The organism is Ralstonia mojiangensis (assembly GCF_023955645.1).
GTDB lineage: Bacteria > Pseudomonadota > Gammaproteobacteria > Burkholderiales > Burkholderiaceae > Ralstonia > Ralstonia mojiangensis.
On record NZ_JAMXHU010000005.1, the window covers coordinates 755,754 to 775,859 of the forward strand.

Below are 20,106 nucleotides of genomic sequence, written 5' to 3' on the forward strand. Positions count from 1 at the left end.
CGGTCGTGCGGCGTTTCTCTCCTCTTTGTATCGGCATGCGTCCAGTCAGCGGCCTGGGCGCTGCCATGCATCACGCCTGCCCACTGAGGTGACACATGAATATGAAGGTCCAAGACAACGCTTCACTGAATATCTCGACCCAGCTCCAACTGGATCAGCCCGGCAAACAGAACCAGGCCGAAAGCCCGCTGCAGCATCTCGTGCAAGACATCCTGAAGGTGCTTGAAGCCATGCTGCGCAACGCCACCGCACAAGGCGGCGCCAATGCAGGCGCTGGCGGCGGCGCGGGTGGCGCAGCCGGCGGTGGCGCCCCAGGCGCGGGCGCTGCGCATGGCCCGTCGGCAAGCCAAGGTGCGCAAGGCGCCCAGGGTTCGCAAGGCGCTCAGGGTGCCAGCAAGGGTCAGCAAGTTGGCGATGACAACGGCGGCGACTCCAGCAGCCAAGACCCGATGCAAGCGCTCATGAAGCTGCTGGAAGACCTGCTGAAGTTCATGACGCTCAGCGAGCAGATGCAGCACAAGCTCGACACCGGCGAAGGCGCCAAGGGCGTCGATGGTGCAGGCGGTGCCAACGGCGGCAAGGGCCTCAATATGGACGACATGCTCCAGATGCTCGACGACGCGCTGCAACTGATGCAGCAGCAGATGATGTCGAACGCGTTCGGCGGTGCTGATGGCGGTGCCGGCGCAGGCGCTGGCGCAGCAGGCAGTGCCGATGGCGGCGCCGACGCTGGGGCAGCCGGCGGTGCCGACAGCTCCAACGGCACAAGCGATGCCGGCGGCGCTGACAGCACGGGCGACGCCAGCGGTGCAAACGGTGCCGACGGCTCCAGCGCAGCCGATGGCGCATCGGGCGCGAACAGCGCCAACGGTGCCGAGGCCAGTGGCCAGAAGAGCAACGACTCCATGATCGAACAACTGCTGAAGGTGTTGGACGATCTGCTGAAGATGCTGGCCCAACAACAGCAACAGGCGCTTGGCGGTGACCAGACGCAAGGCGGCGGCGCTGGCGCGGGTGGCGCAGGCAACGCAGGTGCGGCCGGTGGTGCAAACGGTGCAGGTGGCGCAGCGGGCGGCGCGGCAGCCGGTGGTGCAAACGGTGCGCCCGGTGCATCCGGCACGCCGAACACCTCCGCTGCGGATGGCGCAACCGGCGCAGACGGCACCGGCAACGGCACCAACAGCCCCATGGCCCAGCTCGAGACGCTGCTCAAAGACATGATCAAGGTGCTGGAGCAACTGCAAGCCCAAAAGGCCGGCGGCGCGCAACAGCAGCAGTCCCAGGTGCAAGGCGCGTAACGCCAGGCCATTTAACCTGACGGCCGGGTAACGGCCGTCATTTTTGCTATCTCAAGCACGGAGACTCACCATGAGTATCTTCAGCAAAATCAAGCACGCCTTTCAGCACTTGGGCAATGACATCGCCAAGGTTGGCAAGGGCATCGCCCACGCCGCCGAGAGCGTAGGCAAGAACCTCGCCCACGACGTGGAAGCCGTCGCCAAACAAACAGCAGCCTTGACCAACGACCTGGTGCATCTGCGCATTCAAAAAGCGCTGCACGACGCCGTGGGCGTTGGCGAAGCGACCTTCAAGGGCATGCGGGATCTGAATACCGCCGCCTTTGACGTGGCCGAAAAATCGCTGGAAAACGCCCACCTGAGCAAGGGGCTGGACAAGGCCCTGAGCAAGGTCGACAAGGCCCGCGGTTTCGTCAACGACATCGCCGACCGCACCGTCAAGGGCATCGGCGACAGCGTCAACGGTTTCGCGGACAGCAGCATCGCAGCCGGCAAAGCCGCCGCGCATGGCCACTTTGGTGAAGCGCTGGGTGATATCGGCTCAGCCGCCGGTAACGCTGCACAGTTGGCCTCGGATCTGACGCCGGAAGGCCTGGCCGCCAGCGCGGCGGTGGCAACCCTGCAGAAGACGCACCTGGGCGGCACGGTGGTCGACTCGGTGGTGGAAGGCGCGCTGACCGGCGGCCGCAGCGGCCTGAAGGATGCGGTCAAGCTTGCCGCCAAGGAAGGCACCAAGACCGAGGCCAGCGTACAGGCACAGAACCTGTTCGACAAGGTGAGCGGCAGCGGCAATGGCACCGGCGGCATGCTGCTCGGCGCTGCTGCCGCGGGCGCTGGCATGGCAGGAGACTTCCATGCCTCGCGCAAGACCCGTCACGCTACGCAACCTGAAGCCCACCACACCGGCACGCAACATCAAGCCGTCGCGGACGACCACGAAGGCGCAAGCCGCAAGGGCAAGAAGAAGCACGAGGCCGAAGTCGATTCCGGCAACGGCAACGGCAACGGAAACGGCACCGGAAACGGCACCGGCAAAACGGGCAACGGCAGCAACAACGCTCAACCCAACGGCGCCGACCCCACCGGACAGGACGCGCGCCTGCAGCTGCAACTCCTCCAACAGCAGTCTGCGCATCAAAGCATGCTGAACGGCATCAAGTCGAACGGCAATGACGACGACGATGACGACGGCGACGACGTCACTTCCAAGGCGCCCTCTTCGGCACCGCAGTCCTCCGGCTCGAGCCAAGTGAGCGCTAGCGCCAACGTCAGCACGTCGACGCATAAGAAGGCCGCGTAAGCCAGCGCCTTCGTTTGCTTCACGTCGGCCCCACGCGATGTTTGCGTGGGGCTGATGCTTTCCATCATCGGTGCGACGCCACCGCGGTGCACCTCTCGACGCGAATTTCAATGCCTTCGATCAATCCATTCCGCCGCACTTCGCAGGCTCCGGCCGCCGATTCCACGCCAGCGCGCAGCAACGTCCCCGCCTACGCCACGCCCCCGCGGCAGGAGCCTGCACGGCAGCCACGGCGCAGCGGCATTGCCGGATTGTTCGGGCTGCGCCGCTCGCCCACCAATGCCGCCGGGCCTGCCGCTGCGCGCCCCAACATCCGTGCCGGCACGTCCACTGGCCCATCGCGCACGGCGCCAAACAGCCCACTCCATGTACACGCCCCCGCGCTGGAAAGCCCTCTGCACGGCGCCGCCGCCGTGAATGCGCGCATCGCCGGTTCCGGTGTCCGCCAGGCCCTGGAAGCGTGGCACGCGCAGATGCTTACCCGGATTGCCGACTACCGCCCGGCAAACCCGCCTGCCCACTTCAATGCGGCACGACAGCTCGACGTTGCACTAACGCACATCGAAGACGTAGCGCGAGGGCGTCGAGAGCCCGCAGACAAGATCGAACTGAAAGCGACGCCCGTGCTCCATCTGCCGGATCTCGTCTCCGAAATCGCGCACCTCAAGACGCTCCACCTGTCGGATTGCGACTTGCGCGAGTTGCCGCATGATCTGGGCAACCTTGGCCTGCTGGAGACGCTCAAGCTGCACGACAACCAACGCTTGCATGCGGTGCCCGACACGCTGGGGCAGTTGTCGAGCCTGAAACATCTTGAAATCGTGGGAAGTGGCGTGCGCGAGTTGCCGGCCATGCACGGTCTGGCGAACCTGGAGCACCTTGCCATCCAGCATTCACCGCTCACCTGGCTGCCGCGCGACATTGGCAACGCACGCAAGCTGAAAACACTGTCCCTGGCGCATACCTATCTGCGCGAAATACCTGCCAGCATCGGCAATCTGTCGAAGCTCACCGAACTGAACCTCCAACACAACGTAGGCCTGACTTCGGTACCCGATTCCATTGGGCAACTGCGTCATCTGAAAGCGCTCGATCTCTCCCACTGCCCGCAACTCCGTGCCGTGCCGGCGTCGGTCGGAAACCTACGCCAGCTCAAGACCCTTGATCTGCGTGGCTGCACGGGCCTCACCATGCAGGGTCTGCCGAAATCGCTCATCACCCCGATGCCCGGCCGCAAGGTGCACTTCCCGGAACATCTGCGCACCGAAATCGGCAAGGTGCGTGAAGAATGGGCGATGAAGAATGCGCCGCGCCTTCAACTGCTGCAAGCCGATATCGAGCGCAAGAACGAAGAGATGGAAAACGCCGTCTTCGGTTCGGCAAGCGATATGAATGACGGCCAGTTGGTCTCGGTCGCGTTTCGACTGAAGCATGCCCATGACCGGCTACCGGAAGTGAGGAACCAGGCCCTGCGCAATCCGACGGCCGTGCAGGCCGATGCGTCTGCCGCCATGCGGCAGGCGTTGGCCAACGCGTTCAACGTTGAGCCCGATCGCGAGGTGTTCGCACGTTTGGATACCGCTGCACGTGCATTGCCGCGCGCCCTGCAGCATGAACTGGCCGATCTGGTGGCCTCCAGCTCGGGGCGTCAACTGGTGATCGCCATTGGCGAAGGCGCATTTGGCGTGCGAGGCTCCAGCCCGCTGCAACAGATGCTTCCGGCGTTCGCGCAGAAGATTGCCAACCACGCGCAGATCCAGAGTCTGCGCGAGCAGGCAAGGCGCCCCCTGTCAACCAGCCCTGCGCACCAAGTGGCTGCACAGCTGGTACCGATTGTTCAGCAGTTGTGGACCGCCACACAGGCCCAGGCCACACTCGCGGCGCTTGCACCGCCGTTGCAGACTGAACTGAAACCACTGCTGGCATCAGAAGCTGGGCGCCAGTTCGTGTTGGACCTCAGCAAAGTGGCCGAGGGTGCCAAGGGAACGAGTACGCTCAGGCGTCTTTTGCCGCAATTGGCCACCCGGATTGCGCACGACCCGAAGGCGCAGGCCCTTCACCGGCTGGCACGGCAGGATCAACACGGCACTGCAGACGAACGCCGGGAAGGCCTTGCGCTGGCACTGCTTCCCATCGCCCAGCACCACTGGAATGCGCTTGCGCAGCAAGGCGCCGCCGGGCCGTCAAACCGCCGTTGACCGCGTTGCCGCGAGCACAAACAGAAAAGCCTCCCGACGGGAGGCTTTTCTTTCTGCTGCATTGGCAAGTGGCCTTACAGCGCCACCACTCGCGGGGTCAGCAAAAACAAGCGCTGGAACCGCTGGCCAGTCGTCTGGTCATGCCGGAACAGCGCCCCCAGCAACGGGATCTTCGAAAGCCCGGGCACAGCATCCACACCCTTGGTCTGCTGGTCGACGGAGTAACCGGCGATCAGCAGGCTTTCGCCTTCGTTGATGAGTGCCTGGGTGTCGATCTCGCTCTTGTTCACCACCGGCAGGTTGCCGACCATCTGACTGGTGATCTGGCCATCCTCAATATGGATGTTCATGCGAATGCGCGAGGTGCCGCCATCGGTGACCACCATCGGCAACACGCGCAACGACACGCCCGCCGAAATGCTGTACAGATCCGCCGACTGATACCCCGCCACCGGCACGTAGAAATTCTGCTTGCTGTCCATGATGGCCTCGGTGTTGTCGAGTGTGGCCACCTTGGGGCTCGCGGTAATGTGCGCCTGGTTGGTCTGCTGCAGCGCGCTGATACGCGCCATCAGGTAACGCGATGCCCCACCGATCACGGCGGTCAACACGCCGCCCGTTGGCGTAGCGGCAATGGCGGCGGCGGCGTTGGCCGTAGTGGATACCGCATCGAGCGAGCCCGGATTGGACAACTGCGTGTTGGTGCCGTAACCGGTTTGCATGTCGACGTGGCTGTTGTGCAGACGCCAGTCGACACCGAGGTCTTCCAATGCGCTCTCACTGATCTCGATGATGCTGGCGCTGATCTCCAGCACAGCCGGGCGCGTGTCCAGCGACTCGATCAACGATTGATGGGCCGCCATGCGGTCTGCGCGGTCTCGCACGAGCACCGAATTGCTGCGCGGGTCTGCATGGATGATCGGGGCGCTGCCGCCGCCTTCCTGGAAAGCATCTGCGCGGCTGCGGCCCTCGCTGCTGGGCAACGGTGCCACAGAACCCCCGCCGGCATATTGCCCGATAACGCCAGGCGGCAGCGGCGCTTTGCCGCCATTGCGGTCGTTGCCGCCCAGGCCAGAAAGCGCACGCGTGCCACCACGACCTGCGTTCGCCTCGCCGGGGGCGACGCTGTCGACGCGACGGTCACTGCCGCGCTGCGGGGTGTTCTCCGTGCTCGGTGCGTTGTTGCCGTACATGCTGTTCAGGATGGACGCGACACCGCGGATTGTGATGGACTGGCCGTCCACCATCATGGTGTGGTCCGTGGCCCAGGCATAGCGCAGCGGGAAGGAACGTACGACGGTGCGGTTGGCATCCTCGCGGCCACGATCGATCAGGCGTGCGATGTCCTGCACGAGCTCGACCAGGCGCGGCGGCCCGGATACGACCACGCTGCCGGTTTCGTCGTCGTACAGCACCGGAAAACGCGGGTCGGTTACCCCCAGGCGCGTCAGCGCACGCTTGACCTGCGCGGTGGATGCGCGCTGCAGCGCGATGGTGGCGCTCTGCGCTTCGTTGGCGCCCGTCACACGCAGCACGGCGCCGTCGTAGTACCACGCAAAGCCGAACGTGGCGGCCATGCGATCAAGAAACCGCTGCGGCGTTTCATTGAAGTTGCCCGTCACGCTGCCTTCGACCTGCGGCGATATCCACGTCATGACGTGCTGGCTGGCGCCGAGGTCTCGCAAGACATCCTTCACGTCTTTGCGGTCGGCCACGTATTCAAATTTTTGCGACTGCCACGGGATCACCGCCGCAGCGGCACTTCCGGCCAGCGACAGCACCGCGATGGCCGCAGCCATCAAGCACCGGCACGCGGCCAGCACGCGACCTTTCCGGCCCGCAATTCGAGTCAGATGCATGGTTGCACTCGTGAGAATGATGAAGACAGACCGCACCGGCGCGCGGTCAGGCGATACAGCGCCCGCGGCTTAACGCCAGATAGTTTCCGACGGCGCTTCGTTGAACTGCTTGCGATACCCCTTGACCAGCGCGGAGCGGCTGCGAATGCCCCAACGCGATGCCGTATCGATGATGTTCGATGGCCCGCGCCCCTCGTCCAGCAAATCGGAGCGGATGCCCTCCAGACGCAGGCGCCGGATAACCGAACTGGGCGACATGCCCACCGCGCTCTTGAACGCAAGTTGCAGCGCGCGTTCGGTTACGTTGATGTGCGCGGCCACCTCACGCGTGGTCAGGTCGCTGCGCTCGATGTTGTCGAGGATGTAGTGATAAGCGCGGCGGTACTTGGCAGACAGCCGCGCGCTCACATCATCGGACGCACGTGACGCGGCGGGCGTGGTCTGGCTGACGCGGCGCACGCCGGGCGATTCGGTGCGCAGGCAGCGCAAGGCGTCCTGCATATAGGCGGTGTAGTACTTGAGCGCACCGGCTGCGTCGCCACGCTGCGCGGCCATTTTGGCGCGGCAGTAGAGATAGTCGAAATTCCAGCGGCGCGCGCCGAAAGACGTATCGCGGTTGCAGATCTGGTCATACACCTTGCCGGCCACGTCGTGCTGCTCGCCGCTGAGCGCTGCTAGCACAACCTCCACCTTCGTCTGCATCAACAGGCGGCTACCCATGCGGCGGGACTGCCCGATGATCGCCATGAGCGGGTCGATTGCCGCACGATCGCCATCGGCCATGCGACGCAGCAGGCTCAGGTACTCGGCGCGGCGATGGATCATCGCGGGCACACTCGCATCGTGCTTGCCATTGGTGGCCCATCCGTCGCGGCCGCCCTGGTGATGCAGCATCGCAGCACCCACCTCGGCCGACTGCCAGAACGCGTGTTCCAGCAAGCGGTTGGAGCACCGAATGCCAGCCTGCACCGCAAACTCGTATACGACCAGATCCAGCGTAGCGAGCCAGCCGGCATCATTGCGCTCCGTTGCAATGGCGCGAGCCGATTGCAGCGCCTCGTCTGCTGCATCCTGCTGACCGAGCTGATGGTGCACGAGTGCCAGGCCCAACATGCCTTCGACGCGCTGCAGCCATGTCGCGCCGTCATCTTCGGCCATGCGAGAGAAGCAGCCTGCCGCGGCCGAATAACGATCGCGCAGCAGCGATTGCCAGCCCATGTTTCGGCACGAGACCACGCGCAGTTGATCGTCCGAATGGCGAATCAGACGCTGCGCGGTGCGGAATGCTTCTTCGGCATCTTCATCGCACTCCAGCAGCATCGATGCATCGGCCATGGCGAGCACGCCAGCGTATTCGCCCGCCTCTTTGCCGTGCAGGCCACCATGATCATCGACCAGTTGATACGCGCGATCGAAATCCTCTGCGAAGACGGCCTTCGCATAGTCCGGCAGGCGCTCGCGTGCTGCCAATCCGGAGGCCAAAGCAAAGTAGATGTTTCCCAGCATGTCGACGCTCCCGTGTCAGAGATTGCGGCTGGCGAAGGGCTGGCCGCTTGGTGTTGATTTCCTAAGGACATCCTAAGAAATCGCTGCACCGACAATCTCAACAAAGCTTCGTCAGGCGCTGAACAATACTCACTGCAGATTTTTCGGTTTTGACGACGTGTCGTCGCCCACCAGCCCGTTCTTGACCCGCTGCAGCAACTGGCTGTATGTGAGCGTGTCCCGCACCTGGCTGGACATCGCCACCACCAGCGCCGTGACCATGAGGATGGCCACCGCACCCTTGATGGGCTGGCCCAGCGACGCGGGCTCGAGCTTGTCCGCCGCGCGCGAAAGCAGCCCGATGCCAGCGTCGATGAGGAACAACGTCATCATCACCGGCGCGGCCAGCTTGACGGCCGTAGAGAAGATGGAATCGGTTTGCTGCAGCAGAAAACTCTCGGCCACCGCGCTCATGTCAGGCAGCGTGGCGCCCAGCGGCCACCAGTGGAACGACTCGAACACCACGCCCAGCAGAAACAGCATGCCACCTGCTGCATAGAACAGCGTCACGGCCAGATTCAGCAATGTGTTGCCGATGGGCGTGTTCTGGTCACCCTGCAACGGGTTGCTCATCTGCACGTTGTTAAAGCCGGCCATGTTGTCGACGATCGTGCCCGCCGTCTGCGCGACCCAGAACACCGTGGACGCCGCGTAACCGAGGCACGCGCCCAGAAAGATCTCCTTGCCCGCCAGCAGGAACCACCGGGCCGCGCTCAGATGTTCCGCCACCGCGGGTGGCTGCGCCGTCGCCACGATGATGGCGAGCGTGTAGACCACGCCATTGCGTGCCGTACCGGGTATCGACTGATCGCTCGTGGCCGGCAGGATCGCGAAGATGGTCATGATGCGCACGCACGACAGCGCGAGCAACGCAAGGATGACCTCCGCGCTTTCATCAAGATCAAACCAGGCGTGCAGAACGGTATCGATGGCTTCCATATGCGGGCGTGAATATCGTCAGAATGTTTCGTCATCAAGCCGCTGCGCGTGGGCGCGGACGCGCCAGGATGGCCTCCACGGCCTCTTCCTCGGTGGCAAGCTCGCGCTCGGTGGCTTCCTGCTGGTCGATCCGCTCTGCAGTCTTGCGGCATTGGTCGAGCATGGCATCGAGCCGCGCCAGAGCCTGGCGGCGCGCCTTGAGTTCGGCTTCGCGTTCAGCCACGGCAGCGTGCGCGGCCGCCACGTCGTGCTCCGCCTGCACGACCGCATCGTCCAGTTCGCCGCGAAACGCGTCGTAGCGCAGGTATGCATCGGCCAGCAGCACGGGGGCGGCAATCAGCTGATCCATGCGGTCGATATGCCCGCGCAGCCGCTCATGCGCGCGCTCGCACGCGTCTTCACTGTCTTGCGCGGCGGCCTGTGCATCCGCCACGCCTTGCTGTGCGATAGCGATCTCCGCTTCGACACGACGGCGCTGGCGCGTTTTGGCTTCGATCAGCGTGTGCCATACCGCGGAGCGCTTGCGCTTCATGTCTGGCCTACCTCGCTCAGCAGCCGATATGTCTCATCTGGGCTGCACCACTCGTCGGTGCGTTGGCGCAGGAAGTCTTCCATCCATCCGTTCCATTGCACGGCGGTGTCGGCTACGGCATCGCTGCCTTCCTTGTACTCGCCCATTTGCAGCAGGGTCTCGACTTCGTTGTACTTGGCGAGCAATTGGCGCATGCGGCCGGCAGAGGCGCAATGGTCGGCCGGCGCGACTTGCGTCATCACACGGCTCAGGCTGTTCAGGATGTCGATGGCCGGATAGCGATTGCGCGCGGCAATGTCGCGCGACAGGATCAAGTGGCCATCCAGAATGCCCCGCACTTCTTCGGCCACGGGGTCGTTACCGGATTCGTCTTCGGCCAGCACGGTGTACAGCGCGGTGATGGAACCCGTGGCGCTCATGCCGGCCCGCTCGAGCAAGCGCGGCAGCTCCGCAAACACCGATGGCGGAAAGCCACGCCGTGTCGGGGGTTCGCCCGCGGCAAGGCCGATCTCGCGCTGTGCGCGAGCAAAGCGCGTGAGCGAATCCATCATCAGCAGCACACGCAGGCCCTGGTCACGGAAATACTCGGCGATGGCGGTGCCGACGTGCGCGGCCTTGGCGCGCTCCACGGACGATCGATCCGACGTGGCACACACCAGCACGGAGCGGCGCATGCCTTCTTCGCCCAGAATCTGCTCGATGAATTCGCGCACCTCGCGGCCGCGTTCACCAATCAGCACGATCACGTTGACGTCGCATTCGGTGCCGCGCGCCAGCATGCCAAGCAGCGTGCTCTTACCCACACCGGCCGGCGCAAAGATGCCCATGCGCTGCCCTTCCGCCAAGGTGGCCAATCCGTCGATCACACGCACGCCGGTGGCCAGCGGTTGTTCCACCAAGCGGCGCGACATCGGGTCAGGCGCCTGCGCAAACACTGGCACGTAGTCGTACACATCCAGTGGCGGCCCGCCGTCGGCGGGTCGGCCCAGGCCATCCAGCACGCGGCCGAGCAAGCCGGGCCCGATCCCGACCGAAAGCGTGCGCCCGCTCGGCACCACGCGGGTCGAGCGCGATAAACCCACCACGCCGCCAAAGGGCGCCAGCAATGCAAAGTGCTCGCTAAAGCCGACCACCTCGCCTTGCTGAAGCGCCGTGCCATCCGGTGTGGTCAACGTGCACAGTTCGCCAAGCTTGACGTCCACGCCGCCCACACGCAGCAGGGTGCCCGTCACCTCCACGACCTTGCCTAGCCGCTGGACGGGCGCCACGCTACGGATCGCCTCGTCCATGGCGTCGATCAGCGCGGCCTTGGTCATGCCGCATCCTCGTCAAAGCCGCCGTCGTCATCTGCGAAGCCTTCGTGCGGATCGACATGCTCGAGAGGCTTGCGCCTGCGCGCTGAAAGCGCCTGTCGCAGCGCCGCCAATTGCACACGCAGGCTCGCGTCGGCCACGCCGTGGTCCCATTCGCATTGGCAATGCCCGGGCTCCGCACGATCGTCGGCCAGCACCTCGAAGGCAGCATTGAGCGAGCCCGTCTGCACGGCCTTGGCGAAGGCGGCGCGAGCCGGTTCGATCTCGTCTGCGCACACGCGCACCGTCAGACGCGCCTGGCTTTGCAGCACGCGGCCAAGCGTGGCGGCCACGCGCGCGAACAACGCCTGGCGGTCGGATTCCAGCACCACGTGCTCAACCGCCTGCATGACCGTGGCGATCAGGCGGTCTTCCTCGCGGCGCGTGGCCTCGTCATCGTCGTACGCGCGCGCGGCCATGGACGCGTGAAAATCCTCCAACGCACGTCGCTGGCCGGCGGCATAGCCAAGCTTGGCGCTGCGCTGCGCGCGCTGCTCGGCTTGCCTGAGCAACTCGTCGGCATTGGCCTGGGCTTGCGCGACGACGGCTTCGGCCTGGGCGTGAGCCTGCGCCAAAGCGGCCTCGCGCGCCTCTTCCACGGCGCGCCACGCAGCATCCAGCTCGACCACGTGCCCGTAGTCTTCAGCACGAATCACGTCCGAGCTGATGCCGAGCGGGGCATCGCGCCTCAACCAAATAACCATGACAACTCCGGAAAGAGAACGGGCAACGTCGCCATGAAGGCTTCGGCTTGCGTTTCAGCGATTGGCGTGCCGGCGCACGGCGATACCGGCGCTTGCATGCCGATCGTCAGGCGCATCAATTGCGCGAGCGACGGATCCGACACCGTACCGTCGGCAATCAGCGCATGCAGGCCGGCCTCGGCAAGCTGCGCCAAGTCGAGCGCCGGCAGCGGCCCACCGGCGTCTGGCGCCCAGTGCTCGCGTTGCGTCAAAGCAGCGAGCGCTGCCTCCCCCAACAGACCGGCAAGACCGGCGAGGTAAGCACCGTCGATGCATCGCGCCAACGCGGCGCGCCGGCCGATCAGCATGCGGGCAGCCAGCACGCGCTGGAGATCGTCCTTCTCCAGCACCGCCAGGCGATGCGCATGCGAAAGCAATGTCGGCAAGCCCACCTGGCCCACACCCAGCGCGATGCACACCTGGCGCCAGTCTTTGGCTGCTGCCGCCGGCACATCGGCTCCTTGCACGGCCAGCACCGATGCATCGCGCACGTGCGCAAGCCCATGCAGCCGCTCTTGATACGCGTGCAACATGCGCAGGATCATGGCGGCGGCCGGATCGGGTGCGGCGCTCGTGTGGTTCATGCTGTCGCGCGCTTCTTCCAGCGTGCCGGCAACTTGTCTTCCAGGCGCGCGCGCGCTGCGTCAAGCCGCGTCCGTACAGCAGACAGCCGGGTTGCGGCACGCCATAGCAGGACGATCACGCCCAGTGCGCCCGCCACGGCCGCGAGCGTGGCCCACGACACACCGGCGGGCGCGCGGCTGGCGGCATCGGCGGTAGGCGCATCTACGGTGCCAGGCACCAGCGTGACACTGACGTTCTCATAGGTGAGCCCCTCCACGCTGTGCACGACAAGGTTCTTGATGCTGGGGACCAGCGAAGATACGTTGGCGCTCGGGCGGTATTTGATGAACACCGATGCGCTGGAGGGCTTGACCACGGTGGCCAGCGGATCGTTGTTGGGCAGCACGATCTGTACATTGGCCACGGCCACGCCATCAATGCGCGAGAGCGTTTGCGAAAGCTGCTGTGATACGCCGTAGATGAAGCGCACCCGCTCTTCCGTGGGCGTAGAGATGAGCCCGTCCTTCTTGAAGATGTCGCCCAGGCTCGCGTACTTTTCATGCGGCAAGCCGTGGCTGTGCAGGACTTCCATCGCGCGAGCGAAGGCATCCTGGTCGACCATCACCGTCCAGGTCTTGCCGTCGTCTGGCGAATTTTTTTGCGCGTCGATGCCGGCCTGCAGCAGCACGGTCAGCATGTCGTTGGCGTCAGCCTCGCTCAGCTGCGCAAAAAGCTGCTTGTTGCAGCCCGCCAGCAACGCAGTCAGCACAAACAGCAGTGCCAGCGCGCCGCGCCGCATGCGGCCGGATGGAAGCGCGGTCCGCATCATTGGTTCCGCATCAAGGTCTGCACGGCGTTCTTGCCGGAATGCGCAATGGTGCTGCCCAGATGGATCTTCGTCATGGTGGCCGCGCACTCCATTTGCACGCGCACGCCTTCGGCCACCACTTCCTGCACCGACATGCCACGCTCGGCCTCGGTCATGGCCTCCACACGCGCCATCGACGCCTGCACGGCGGCATCTTCCTTTTTGACCAGTTCGCCAACGGCCGAAGGCGCCTTGCTGTGGTGCTGGCCGTGCTTGGCGTTCTGCAGCATGGATTCGAAGCGAGCGACAAGCTCGGGCGCTGGCGTGGCAGCTTCAGCCGGGGCGATGCCGGTACCCGGTGTGCCGGCAGTCACCGGCGGAATGGCGGTCGGACCTTGGATCATGGTGGACTCCGGGAGGATGGTTAGGCGCGGGTGAAGTAGTGCGCGCTGTGATACGCGCTCAAATCCACACTCTCAGCGGCGGGCGCCGCGGTGGCGGTGCCGAACGTGCCGGCATCCATTTCTTCCTGCACACCGATCAGCGTGCGCACCAGCGCGACGGAATCGAGGTCTTCGTCGCGTGCAAGCACTTCGTTGGCATACACGTGCCATTCCTGATCGCCCAGGGCGTTCAGGCACAGGGCCATCATGGCCGAGGCAAACGGCACCACGCTCTCGGCACGCTCACCGTTGTGCAGCTCACGCAGGATGCGCGCGGCATCGGCGTATTGATGCCGGCCCACCAGCAGCCAGCCTTCCACCAGGTCGAGTTCGCGAAAGTTGGGGCGCAACGTGCGCAATGCAGTCAGCAGCGATTGCGCGTTGTCGAACTGCCCACTGCGCGTCGCATGCATCAAAACTTCGAGCAGCCCACCCAGCAGGCGGTTGCTACATTGAATCGGTTCCATATCGCAGGGTTCTCCGTGTCGGGTCATGTCGATGCCGGCATTGGTAGACCGGCCGACCTCGGGTGGAACCATAGACGCCCGCATGCCGCGCGCCGGGCAGCCGCCCCGAAAAAGAGCGCCCGACCCCGAAGTTGGCCAAGCCCTGTGCCTCAGTGCGCACAACGCAAGACCGCCGACTTTCGCCTCGCCCCGCCCTTGCCCTCCTCCTTGCCCTTTCCCTGGTTTCGGAACGGCGCATCCGCCTTCGCTCAAGCGCCAAGCGCATAGCGCCCGCGTCTGCACAATGCGTCGCATCGCTACGGCACCGTACGCCGCGGCCTCCCCCGTCGACACCCAGGGCACCGCCATGTCGGACGAAAAAACCGAAGAGCCCACAGACAAGAAACTCAGAGACGCGCACAGAGACGGCGAGACCGCCAAGAGCGCCGACCTGATCGCCGCCGTCGTGCTGCTGGCGGGCTGCCTGCTGCTTGCCATGACGGCATCGCTGCTGGGCGACCGCTGGCGCGCGCTGGTCGACCTTGCGCTCGATGTGAACAACAGTCGACACCCTGCGATGACGCTCAAGCAGACGCTCGGCCACGTCGCGCTTCAGCTGGCGCTGATGACGCTGCCGCTGAGCCTGGTGTTTGCGCTGGTCGCATGGATTGCCACGTGGGGGCAGACGGGCATCGTGCTCTCGACCAAGCCGCTCGAACTGAAGATGAGCGCCATCAACCCTGCATCGGGTCTCAAGCGCATCTTCTCCATGCGCTCGATGATTGACCTGCTCAAGATGGTGGTGAAAGCGCTCGCCGTTGGGGCCGCGCTGTGGAAGCTGGTGCTGATGCTGCTGCCGACCATCGTGGGCACGCCGTATCAGCCAGTCATGGATATCGCGCAGATCGGCATGTCGATGCTGGTGAAGCTGCTGGGCGCGGGCGGCCTGCTGTTTCTGGTGCTCGGCGCGGTGGACTTTGGCATCCAGCGCTGGCTCTTCATCCGTGACCATCGGATGAGCAAGGACGAAGTCAAGCGCGAGCACAAGAACAGCGAAGGCGATCCGCACATCAAGGGCCAGCGCAAGCAGCTGGCACGCCAGATGGTGGACGAGGCCAAGCCCAAACAGAGCGTGGCTGGCGCGCAAGCCGTGATCGTCAACCCCACGCACTACGCCGTGGCCATTCGCTACGCGCCCGAAGAGTGCGGCTTGCCATGCATCACCGCCAAGGGCGTCGACGACGAAGCTCTGAAACTGCGCGAAGAAGCGCAGGCGCTAGGCATTCCGATCATCGGCAACCCGCCGCTGGCACGTGCCCTGTACCTCGTGAAGCTGAACGACCCCGTGCCCGAAGCGCTGTTTGAAACCGTGGCCGAGGTGCTGGCCTGGGTAGGCGAGATTGGCGCGAAAGACACCAGCGCCAGACACACCGGCGCAAGCCCTTCCATCTTGAACTGAGGCATCCGATATGGCCAAGAAGACCGCCGTCTCTGAATTCAGCGGCGAAATCGGCATCGCCGCGTTGGTGGTTGCCGTCATCGCATTGATGGTGCTGCCGCTGCCCACCGTCCTGATCGATTCACTGCTGGGGCTGAACATCACGCTATCGGTCGTGCTGCTGATGGTGACGATGTACATCCCTGCGGCGACATCGCTGTCGGCATTTCCGTCGTTGCTGCTGTTCACCACACTGCTGCGGCTCTCGCTGAACATCGCGTCGACCAAATCGATCCTGCTGCATGCAGACGCCGGCCACATCATCGAGAGCTTCGGCAAGCTCGTGGTGGGCGGCAACCTGGTGGTGGGTATGGTGGTGTTCCTGATCATCACCACTGTGCAGTTCATCGTGATTGCCAAGGGCTCGGAGCGTGTGGCCGAAGTCGGTGCGCGTTTCACGCTCGATGCCATGCCCGGCAAACAGATGAGCATTGACGCCGATCTGCGCGCCGGCCACCTGAGCGCAGACGAAGCCCGCAAGCGCCGCGCGCTGCTCGCCATGGAGAGCCAGTTGCACGGCGGCATGGACGGCGCCATGAAGTTCGTCAAGGGCGATGCGATTGCCGGCCTGGTCATCACGCTGGTCAACATCCTGGCCGGCATCGTGATCGGGATCACGTATCACGGCATGACGGCCGGCGAAGCTGCCAACCGTTTTGCAGTGCTGTCGATCGGCGACGCCATGGTGTCGCAGATTCCCTCGCTGCTGATCTCGGTTGCGGCCGGTGTGATGATCACGCGCGTGTCAGACGACGACCACGGCGCCAAGCCAAGCTCCCTTGGCAAGGAGATCGTGCGGCAGCTTTCGACCAGCGCACGGGCCATGTTCACCGCCAGCGCGCTGCTGGCCGGCTTTGCGCTGGTGCCGGGGTTTCCGTCGTTTCTGTTTGTCGCGCTGGCAGGTGCGGTCTTCGCCTTTGGCTACACGTTGCGCAAGCGCCTGAACACCGGGAGCACGACCGACAGCGATACCCTGCCCGCACTGCTGCGCGAAGGGTCAAAAGACAAGGCACCGACGATTGCCGACAAGGCCCCTTCATTCACGGCGCCCCTGGGCGTTCGCCTGGGCACGCGGCTGGCAGAGGGGCTCGACATTCCCAAGCTCGACGCTGCATTCCAAAGCGGGCGGCATGCATTGGCTGAAGAGCTGGGCCTGCCCTTCCCCGGCATTGCCGTATGGAAAAGCGCCGCGCAACCCGAAGACGCCTATGAAGTGCTCGTGCACGACATCCCGGGCCAGCCGGTGGCGGTGTCCGACGGCAAGGTATCGGTATCCGATCTGCCGGAACCATTGCGCGCACAACTGGACGCCACCCCGGATACCGCGCCCCACGCTGCACAGGTGATTGCGGACCACGTCGTGCACGTTTTGCGCAAGCACGCGCATCTGTTCATCGGCCTGCAGGAAACGCAGTGGATCATGGAACGTGTGACCACCGAGTACCCGGGTCTGGTCACCGAGGCACAGAAGGCTGTGCCCGCGCAGCGCATGGCCGACGTGCTGCGCCGCCTGCTGGAAGAGCAAGTGCCCATCCGCAACATGCGCGCCATCCTGGAAAGCCTTGTCATCTGGGGCCCGAAAGAAAAAGACACGTTGATGCTGGTGGAGTACGTGCGCGGCGATCTGGGGCGGCAGATCGCGCACCAGGCCACGTGCGGCTCACGCAAGATGCCCGCCATCCTGCTGGACCCGACGGTGGAGCAGGCGGTGCGCCAGGCGATCAAACCCACGCCGGCAGGCAACTTCCTGACGCTCGATCCGCAGCAGGTCGACACCATCGTCACGCGGCTGGAACACATGAGCCGCAGCGCGCCGCAATCGGCAACAACGCCGGCGGGTGCGCTTGCCATCGTCACGTCCATGGACATCCGCCGCTATGTCCGCCGCATGATCGAGCCGCGCTTGCAGGCACTGAACGTGTATTCGTTCCAGGAGCTGGGCGCGTACGTTGATCTGCAGCCCGTGGGCAAGCTCACGCTGTAAGCCGCCATGACCACGCCTGTACGCCTGTGGCGAGCCCCACCCATCGTCCATCCAACCACGCCCGTCCGGCGCCCTGTGGCGCAACGCAGCGCAGACGGGCGCGCCGGCATACACGCCGAACCTTGCGCGGTTGAAATCACCAGCTGGATACCGCTCGATGCGTACGGCGACGCTGTATGCGAAGACACCGCCGAGCACGAACCGCCCACGCAAGACCACGCCGACGCGCAGCCCGATGAAGCGCAGCCCGAGACCCCGCCGCTGCACACCTCGGCCATGGCCAGCCGCCTGGTGCGCACGTGCTCCGAGATCAGCGTGGGGAGCACCGTGACGGAGCATCTCGCGCAGCTGCTTTCCAGGTTCTGCGGCTCCCGCGTTGTGAAAGCCAACAGCGAATGCTGGGAAGTCACGCTCGACCTCGACCCCCGCGTGCTGCCTGACACCCGCCTCACCCTGCGCCTTTCGCCCCACACGCTATGGCTTCGCTTCCTGGCGGCACACCCACGGGCGCGCGACTTACTCTCCGAGCATGGCGATGCACTGCGCCAACGCATCCACGTTTTGCTGGAGCAGCGCATCGATATCGAACTCGAAGTGTGGTGACCGTTGCCACACCCCACCCGACACCTCCCGCCGACTCGCTATGGACACCGGGCTCACGCCATCCCCGCTCGATGCGCATCTGCGTGCGTTCACGCCGGCCCAGGCCGCGTTGACACGGCTGATCGGCACGCCGGTCCCAGATGACGACGGACGCCACTGGCAACTGCGCGCCATAGACCACGCCGCGCCCATGCAGGCGCCCATGCGATTGGGCATTCGCTCATCGCTGTGCGCGGTCGACGTTGTTGTGGAAGGCACCAACCACCCTGCGCTCCACGCCATCGCACACGAAGCCGATGCGCAACGCCGCACCGCGCTTGCCGGGCTTTGGCTGACGCCGATGCTCGACACGCTGTCTGCCGCCGGCTTGGGAGATGCCGCCCTCGCGACGTTCGCGCCCGAACACAACGATGCGCAACGTAGCGATCGGCCTGAACTGCCGATGCGGCTGGATGGGCCGCATGGTGAAACGCCATGCCGCATCGCCACGCTGGATTGGCATGCCGCCCCGCCCGCACCACCCATGGCCGATCGCAACGCGGTGATTGCGCAACTTGGTGTTGTCGGTCTGCCGGTGGGCGTGCGTATCGCGAGCCGTCGGTGCGCAACGCACACCCTCTCTTCGCTTGCAGCCGGCGACGTTCTGCTCGGCTGGGGCCAGCACGCCTATTGCCCCGACACCGATGCAGGCGCCGTACGCCTGACATGCGGCGACAGCCGACGCGCCCACTTCACTGCCCATGGTCACTACAAGGAAGGCACCGTGACGATTCTCGATGTTCCTACGCTCGCTGACGACGACACGATCGCCGCACACGACACCACACACGACAGCTCAGACGGCATCGCAGTAGAAGCACTGGAGGTGCCCGTACACCTTGAGGTGGCCGTGATGAGCCTGCCGCTTGCCGAGCTGGCCGCGCTGGCGCCGAACCATGTCTTGCAGCTGCCCGTCTTGCTGCGCGATGCCACGGTACGCCTGGTCTGCCATGGCCAGACGCTGGGCCACGGCCAGCTCGTGGCAGTGGGCGAACACCTCGGCTTGCAGATCTCCGCCATGAGCGCGCGCCATGCAGAACATTGAATTCGCCTCGCTCATCATTGCGGCGGTTGCCATTGCACTGTTGCCGTTTGCCGCCATGGTGGTCACGTCGTACACCAAAATCGTGGTCGTGCTCGGCCTGCTGCGCAACGCGCTGGGCGTGCAACAGGTGCCGCCCAGCATGGTGCTCAACGGCATTGCGATGATCGTGTCGTGCTTCGTGATGGCCCCGGTCGGCATGGAAGCGATGCAGCGCGCCCACATGCAGCTCAATGATTCCAGCGCGAACGTCAGCCAGGTCATGCCGCTGCTCGATGCCGCGCGCGAGCCGTTCCGGCAGTTCCTGGACAAGCACACCAACGCACGCGAAAAAGCGTTCTTCATGCGCTCTGCGCAGCAACTCTGGCCGCCAGCCAAAGCCGCACAGCTCAAGGAAGACGACCTGATCATCCTCGCGCCCGCCTTCACGCTGACGGAGCTGACGGCGGCGTTTCGCATCGGCTTCCTGCTGTATCTGGTCTTCATCGTGATCGACCTGGTGATCGCCAACCTGCTGATGGCGCTGGGGCTGTCGCAGGTGACGCCCAGCAACGTCGCCATTCCGTTCAAGCTGCTGCTCTTCGTGGTGATGGACGGCTGGTCTGTGCTGATTCACGGCCTGGTCAACACGTATCGTTAAAGGGGCCGCCATGGACTACGACAACATCACGCGTCTGACCAGCACGGCGCTCATGCTGTGCCTGCTGGTGTCTTTGCCCGCCGTGGCGGTGTCCGCCATTGCCGGGCTGCTGATTTCGTTTGTGCAGGCCGTGACCTCGCTGCAGGACAGCAGCATCTCGCACGGTCTGAAGCTCATCATCGTATCGGTGGTGATTGTGGTGGCTGCGCCCTGGGGAGCGGCGTCGATCCTGCAGTTCGGCAACACGATCCTGCAATCGCTCTTCCAGTAGGG

19 protein-coding genes are annotated in these 20,106 nt (G+C 64.8%); 9 read left to right on the forward strand and 10 right to left on the reverse strand.

Annotated elements, in window-relative coordinates:
- The first annotated feature begins 95 nt into the window (after positions 1 to 95).
- From NG898_RS23765 to NG898_RS23775, 3 genes are all read left to right on the forward strand, one after another.
- Positions 96 to 1,298 (forward strand): hypothetical protein, encoded by a 1,203-nt coding sequence (locus NG898_RS23765; protein ID WP_252694725.1) that lies wholly within the window; start codon positions 96 to 98, stop codon positions 1,296 to 1,298.
- A 70-nt stretch (positions 1,299 to 1,368) separates the two neighbouring features.
- Positions 1,369 to 2,598, forward strand: coding sequence for a hypothetical protein (locus tag NG898_RS23770; protein WP_252694726.1), 1,230 nt, complete (start codon positions 1,369 to 1,371; stop codon positions 2,596 to 2,598).
- 110 nt (positions 2,599 to 2,708) lie between these two features.
- Positions 2,709 to 4,796, forward strand: a complete 2,088-nt coding sequence (locus NG898_RS23775) for a leucine-rich repeat domain-containing protein (protein ID WP_252694727.1) — start codon at positions 2,709 to 2,711, stop codon at positions 4,794 to 4,796.
- Between the two features lie 74 nt (positions 4,797 to 4,870).
- Here the strand turns inward: NG898_RS23775 and sctC are convergent, their stop codons facing one another.
- The 10 genes from sctC to NG898_RS23825 all read right to left on the reverse strand — a co-directional run bounded on the left by sctC (position 4,871) and on the right by NG898_RS23825 (position 14,048).
- Positions 4,871 to 6,655, reverse strand: coding sequence for a type III secretion system outer membrane ring subunit SctC (gene sctC, locus NG898_RS23780; protein WP_252694728.1), 1,785 nt, complete (start codon positions 6,653 to 6,655; stop codon positions 4,871 to 4,873).
- A gap of 69 nt (positions 6,656 to 6,724) precedes the next feature.
- Positions 6,725 to 8,161, reverse strand: coding sequence for a transcriptional regulator HrpB (gene hrpB, locus NG898_RS23785; RefSeq protein WP_252694729.1), 1,437 nt, complete (start codon positions 8,159 to 8,161; stop codon positions 6,725 to 6,727).
- A 129-nt stretch (positions 8,162 to 8,290) separates the two neighbouring features.
- The gene (gene sctT, locus NG898_RS23790) at positions 8,291 to 9,139 is read right to left on the reverse strand and encodes a type III secretion system export apparatus subunit SctT (RefSeq protein ID WP_252694730.1); all 849 of its coding nucleotides are present in this window, start codon (positions 9,137 to 9,139) and stop codon (positions 8,291 to 8,293) included.
- Positions 9,140 to 9,173: 34 nt separating this feature from the next.
- Positions 9,174 to 9,671 carry a flagellar FliJ family protein gene (locus NG898_RS23795; protein WP_252694731.1) on the reverse strand — a complete coding sequence of 166 codons (498 nt, stop codon included), beginning with the start codon at positions 9,669 to 9,671 and terminating at the stop codon, positions 9,174 to 9,176.
- Positions 9,668 to 10,987, reverse strand: a complete 1,320-nt coding sequence (gene sctN / locus NG898_RS23800) for a type III secretion system ATPase SctN (RefSeq protein ID WP_260773008.1) — start codon at positions 10,985 to 10,987, stop codon at positions 9,668 to 9,670. The genes NG898_RS23795 and sctN overlap by 4 nt, the downstream gene beginning before the upstream one ends.
- Positions 10,984 to 11,727: a type III secretion system stator protein SctL gene (gene sctL / locus NG898_RS23805; protein WP_252694732.1), complete on the reverse strand. Its 744-nt coding sequence runs from the start codon at positions 11,725 to 11,727 to the stop codon at positions 10,984 to 10,986. Before sctL ends, sctN begins: the two co-directional genes overlap by 4 nt.
- The gene (locus tag NG898_RS23810) at positions 11,712 to 12,350 is read right to left on the reverse strand and encodes a type III secretion protein HrpB4 (protein ID WP_252694733.1); all 639 of its coding nucleotides are present in this window, start codon (positions 12,348 to 12,350) and stop codon (positions 11,712 to 11,714) included. Before NG898_RS23810 ends, sctL begins: the two co-directional genes overlap by 16 nt.
- Positions 12,347 to 13,156 carry a type III secretion system inner membrane ring lipoprotein SctJ gene (gene sctJ, locus NG898_RS23815; protein WP_420803717.1) on the reverse strand — a complete coding sequence of 270 codons (810 nt, stop codon included), beginning with the start codon at positions 13,154 to 13,156 and terminating at the stop codon, positions 12,347 to 12,349. Before sctJ ends, NG898_RS23810 begins: the two co-directional genes overlap by 4 nt.
- Positions 13,156 to 13,542: a type III secretion protein HrpB2 gene (locus NG898_RS23820; protein WP_024978154.1), complete on the reverse strand. Its 387-nt coding sequence runs from the start codon at positions 13,540 to 13,542 to the stop codon at positions 13,156 to 13,158. The genes sctJ and NG898_RS23820 overlap by 1 nt, the downstream gene beginning before the upstream one ends.
- A gap of 20 nt (positions 13,543 to 13,562) precedes the next feature.
- The gene (locus NG898_RS23825; RefSeq protein ID WP_252694734.1) at positions 13,563 to 14,048 is read right to left on the reverse strand and encodes an HrpB1 family type III secretion system apparatus protein; all 486 of its coding nucleotides are present in this window, start codon (positions 14,046 to 14,048) and stop codon (positions 13,563 to 13,565) included.
- A gap of 283 nt (positions 14,049 to 14,331) precedes the next feature.
- On the opposite strand from NG898_RS23825, the gene sctU reads away from it, so the two are divergent.
- The 6 genes from sctU to sctS are packed head-to-tail and all read left to right on the forward strand — an operon-like array spanning position 14,332 to position 20,104.
- On the forward strand, positions 14,332 to 15,486 hold the full coding sequence (sctU, locus tag NG898_RS23830; RefSeq protein ID WP_252694735.1) for a type III secretion system export apparatus subunit SctU: 1,155 nt from the start codon (positions 14,332 to 14,334) through the stop codon (positions 15,484 to 15,486).
- Positions 15,487 to 15,496: 10 nt separating this feature from the next.
- On the forward strand, positions 15,497 to 17,509 hold the full coding sequence (locus NG898_RS23835; RefSeq protein ID WP_252694736.1) for an FHIPEP family type III secretion protein: 2,013 nt from the start codon (positions 15,497 to 15,499) through the stop codon (positions 17,507 to 17,509).
- 6 nt (positions 17,510 to 17,515) lie between these two features.
- Positions 17,516 to 18,112 carry a type III secretion system protein SctP gene (sctP, locus tag NG898_RS23840; RefSeq protein WP_252694737.1) on the forward strand — a complete coding sequence of 199 codons (597 nt, stop codon included), beginning with the start codon at positions 17,516 to 17,518 and terminating at the stop codon, positions 18,110 to 18,112.
- A gap of 40 nt (positions 18,113 to 18,152) precedes the next feature.
- Positions 18,153 to 19,196: a type III secretion system cytoplasmic ring protein SctQ gene (sctQ, locus tag NG898_RS23845; protein WP_252694738.1), complete on the forward strand. Its 1,044-nt coding sequence runs from the start codon at positions 18,153 to 18,155 to the stop codon at positions 19,194 to 19,196.
- Positions 19,183 to 19,833 (forward strand): type III secretion system export apparatus subunit SctR, encoded by a 651-nt coding sequence (gene sctR / locus NG898_RS23850; protein WP_045205537.1) that lies wholly within the window; start codon positions 19,183 to 19,185, stop codon positions 19,831 to 19,833. Before sctQ ends, sctR begins: the two co-directional genes overlap by 14 nt.
- 10 nt (positions 19,834 to 19,843) lie before the next feature.
- Positions 19,844 to 20,104: a type III secretion system export apparatus subunit SctS gene (gene sctS, locus NG898_RS23855; protein ID WP_024978147.1), complete on the forward strand. Its 261-nt coding sequence runs from the start codon at positions 19,844 to 19,846 to the stop codon at positions 20,102 to 20,104.
- Positions 20,105 to 20,106: the final 2 nt, after the last annotated feature.

Bases quoted from the DNA above. Each gene is read 5' to 3' on its own strand.
- NG898_RS23765 (WP_252694725.1), top strand. From the start codon at position 96: ATGAATATGAAGGTCCAAGACAACGCTTCACTGAATATCTCGACCCAG.
- NG898_RS23770 (WP_252694726.1), top strand. From the start codon at position 1,369: ATGAGTATCTTCAGCAAAATCAAGCACGCCTTTCAGCACTTGGGCAAT.
- NG898_RS23775 (WP_252694727.1), top strand. From the start codon at position 2,709: ATGCCTTCGATCAATCCATTCCGCCGCACTTCGCAGGCTCCGGCCGCC.
- sctC (WP_252694728.1), bottom strand. From the start codon at position 6,655: ATGCATCTGACTCGAATTGCGGGCCGGAAAGGTCGCGTGCTGGCCGCG.
- hrpB (WP_252694729.1), bottom strand. From the start codon at position 8,161: ATGCTGGGAAACATCTACTTTGCTTTGGCCTCCGGATTGGCAGCACGC.
- sctT (WP_252694730.1), bottom strand. From the start codon at position 9,139: ATGGAAGCCATCGATACCGTTCTGCACGCCTGGTTTGATCTTGATGAA.
- NG898_RS23795 (WP_252694731.1), bottom strand. From the start codon at position 9,671: ATGAAGCGCAAGCGCTCCGCGGTATGGCACACGCTGATCGAAGCCAAA.
- sctN (WP_260773008.1), bottom strand. From the start codon at position 10,987: ATGACCAAGGCCGCGCTGATCGACGCCATGGACGAGGCGATCCGTAGC.
- sctL (WP_252694732.1), bottom strand. From the start codon at position 11,727: ATGGTTATTTGGTTGAGGCGCGATGCCCCGCTCGGCATCAGCTCGGAC.
- NG898_RS23810 (WP_252694733.1), bottom strand. From the start codon at position 12,350: ATGAACCACACGAGCGCCGCACCCGATCCGGCCGCCGCCATGATCCTG.
- sctJ (WP_420803717.1), bottom strand. From the start codon at position 13,156: ATGCGGACCGCGCTTCCATCCGGCCGCATGCGGCGCGGCGCGCTGGCA.
- NG898_RS23820 (WP_024978154.1), bottom strand. From the start codon at position 13,542: ATGATCCAAGGTCCGACCGCCATTCCGCCGGTGACTGCCGGCACACCG.
- NG898_RS23825 (WP_252694734.1), bottom strand. From the start codon at position 14,048: ATGGAACCGATTCAATGTAGCAACCGCCTGCTGGGTGGGCTGCTCGAA.
- sctU (WP_252694735.1), top strand. From the start codon at position 14,332: ATGCGTCGCATCGCTACGGCACCGTACGCCGCGGCCTCCCCCGTCGAC.
- NG898_RS23835 (WP_252694736.1), top strand. From the start codon at position 15,497: ATGGCCAAGAAGACCGCCGTCTCTGAATTCAGCGGCGAAATCGGCATC.
- sctP (WP_252694737.1), top strand. From the start codon at position 17,516: ATGACCACGCCTGTACGCCTGTGGCGAGCCCCACCCATCGTCCATCCA.
- sctQ (WP_252694738.1), top strand. From the start codon at position 18,153: ATGGACACCGGGCTCACGCCATCCCCGCTCGATGCGCATCTGCGTGCG.
- sctR (WP_045205537.1), top strand. From the start codon at position 19,183: ATGCAGAACATTGAATTCGCCTCGCTCATCATTGCGGCGGTTGCCATT.
- sctS (WP_024978147.1), top strand. From the start codon at position 19,844: ATGGACTACGACAACATCACGCGTCTGACCAGCACGGCGCTCATGCTG.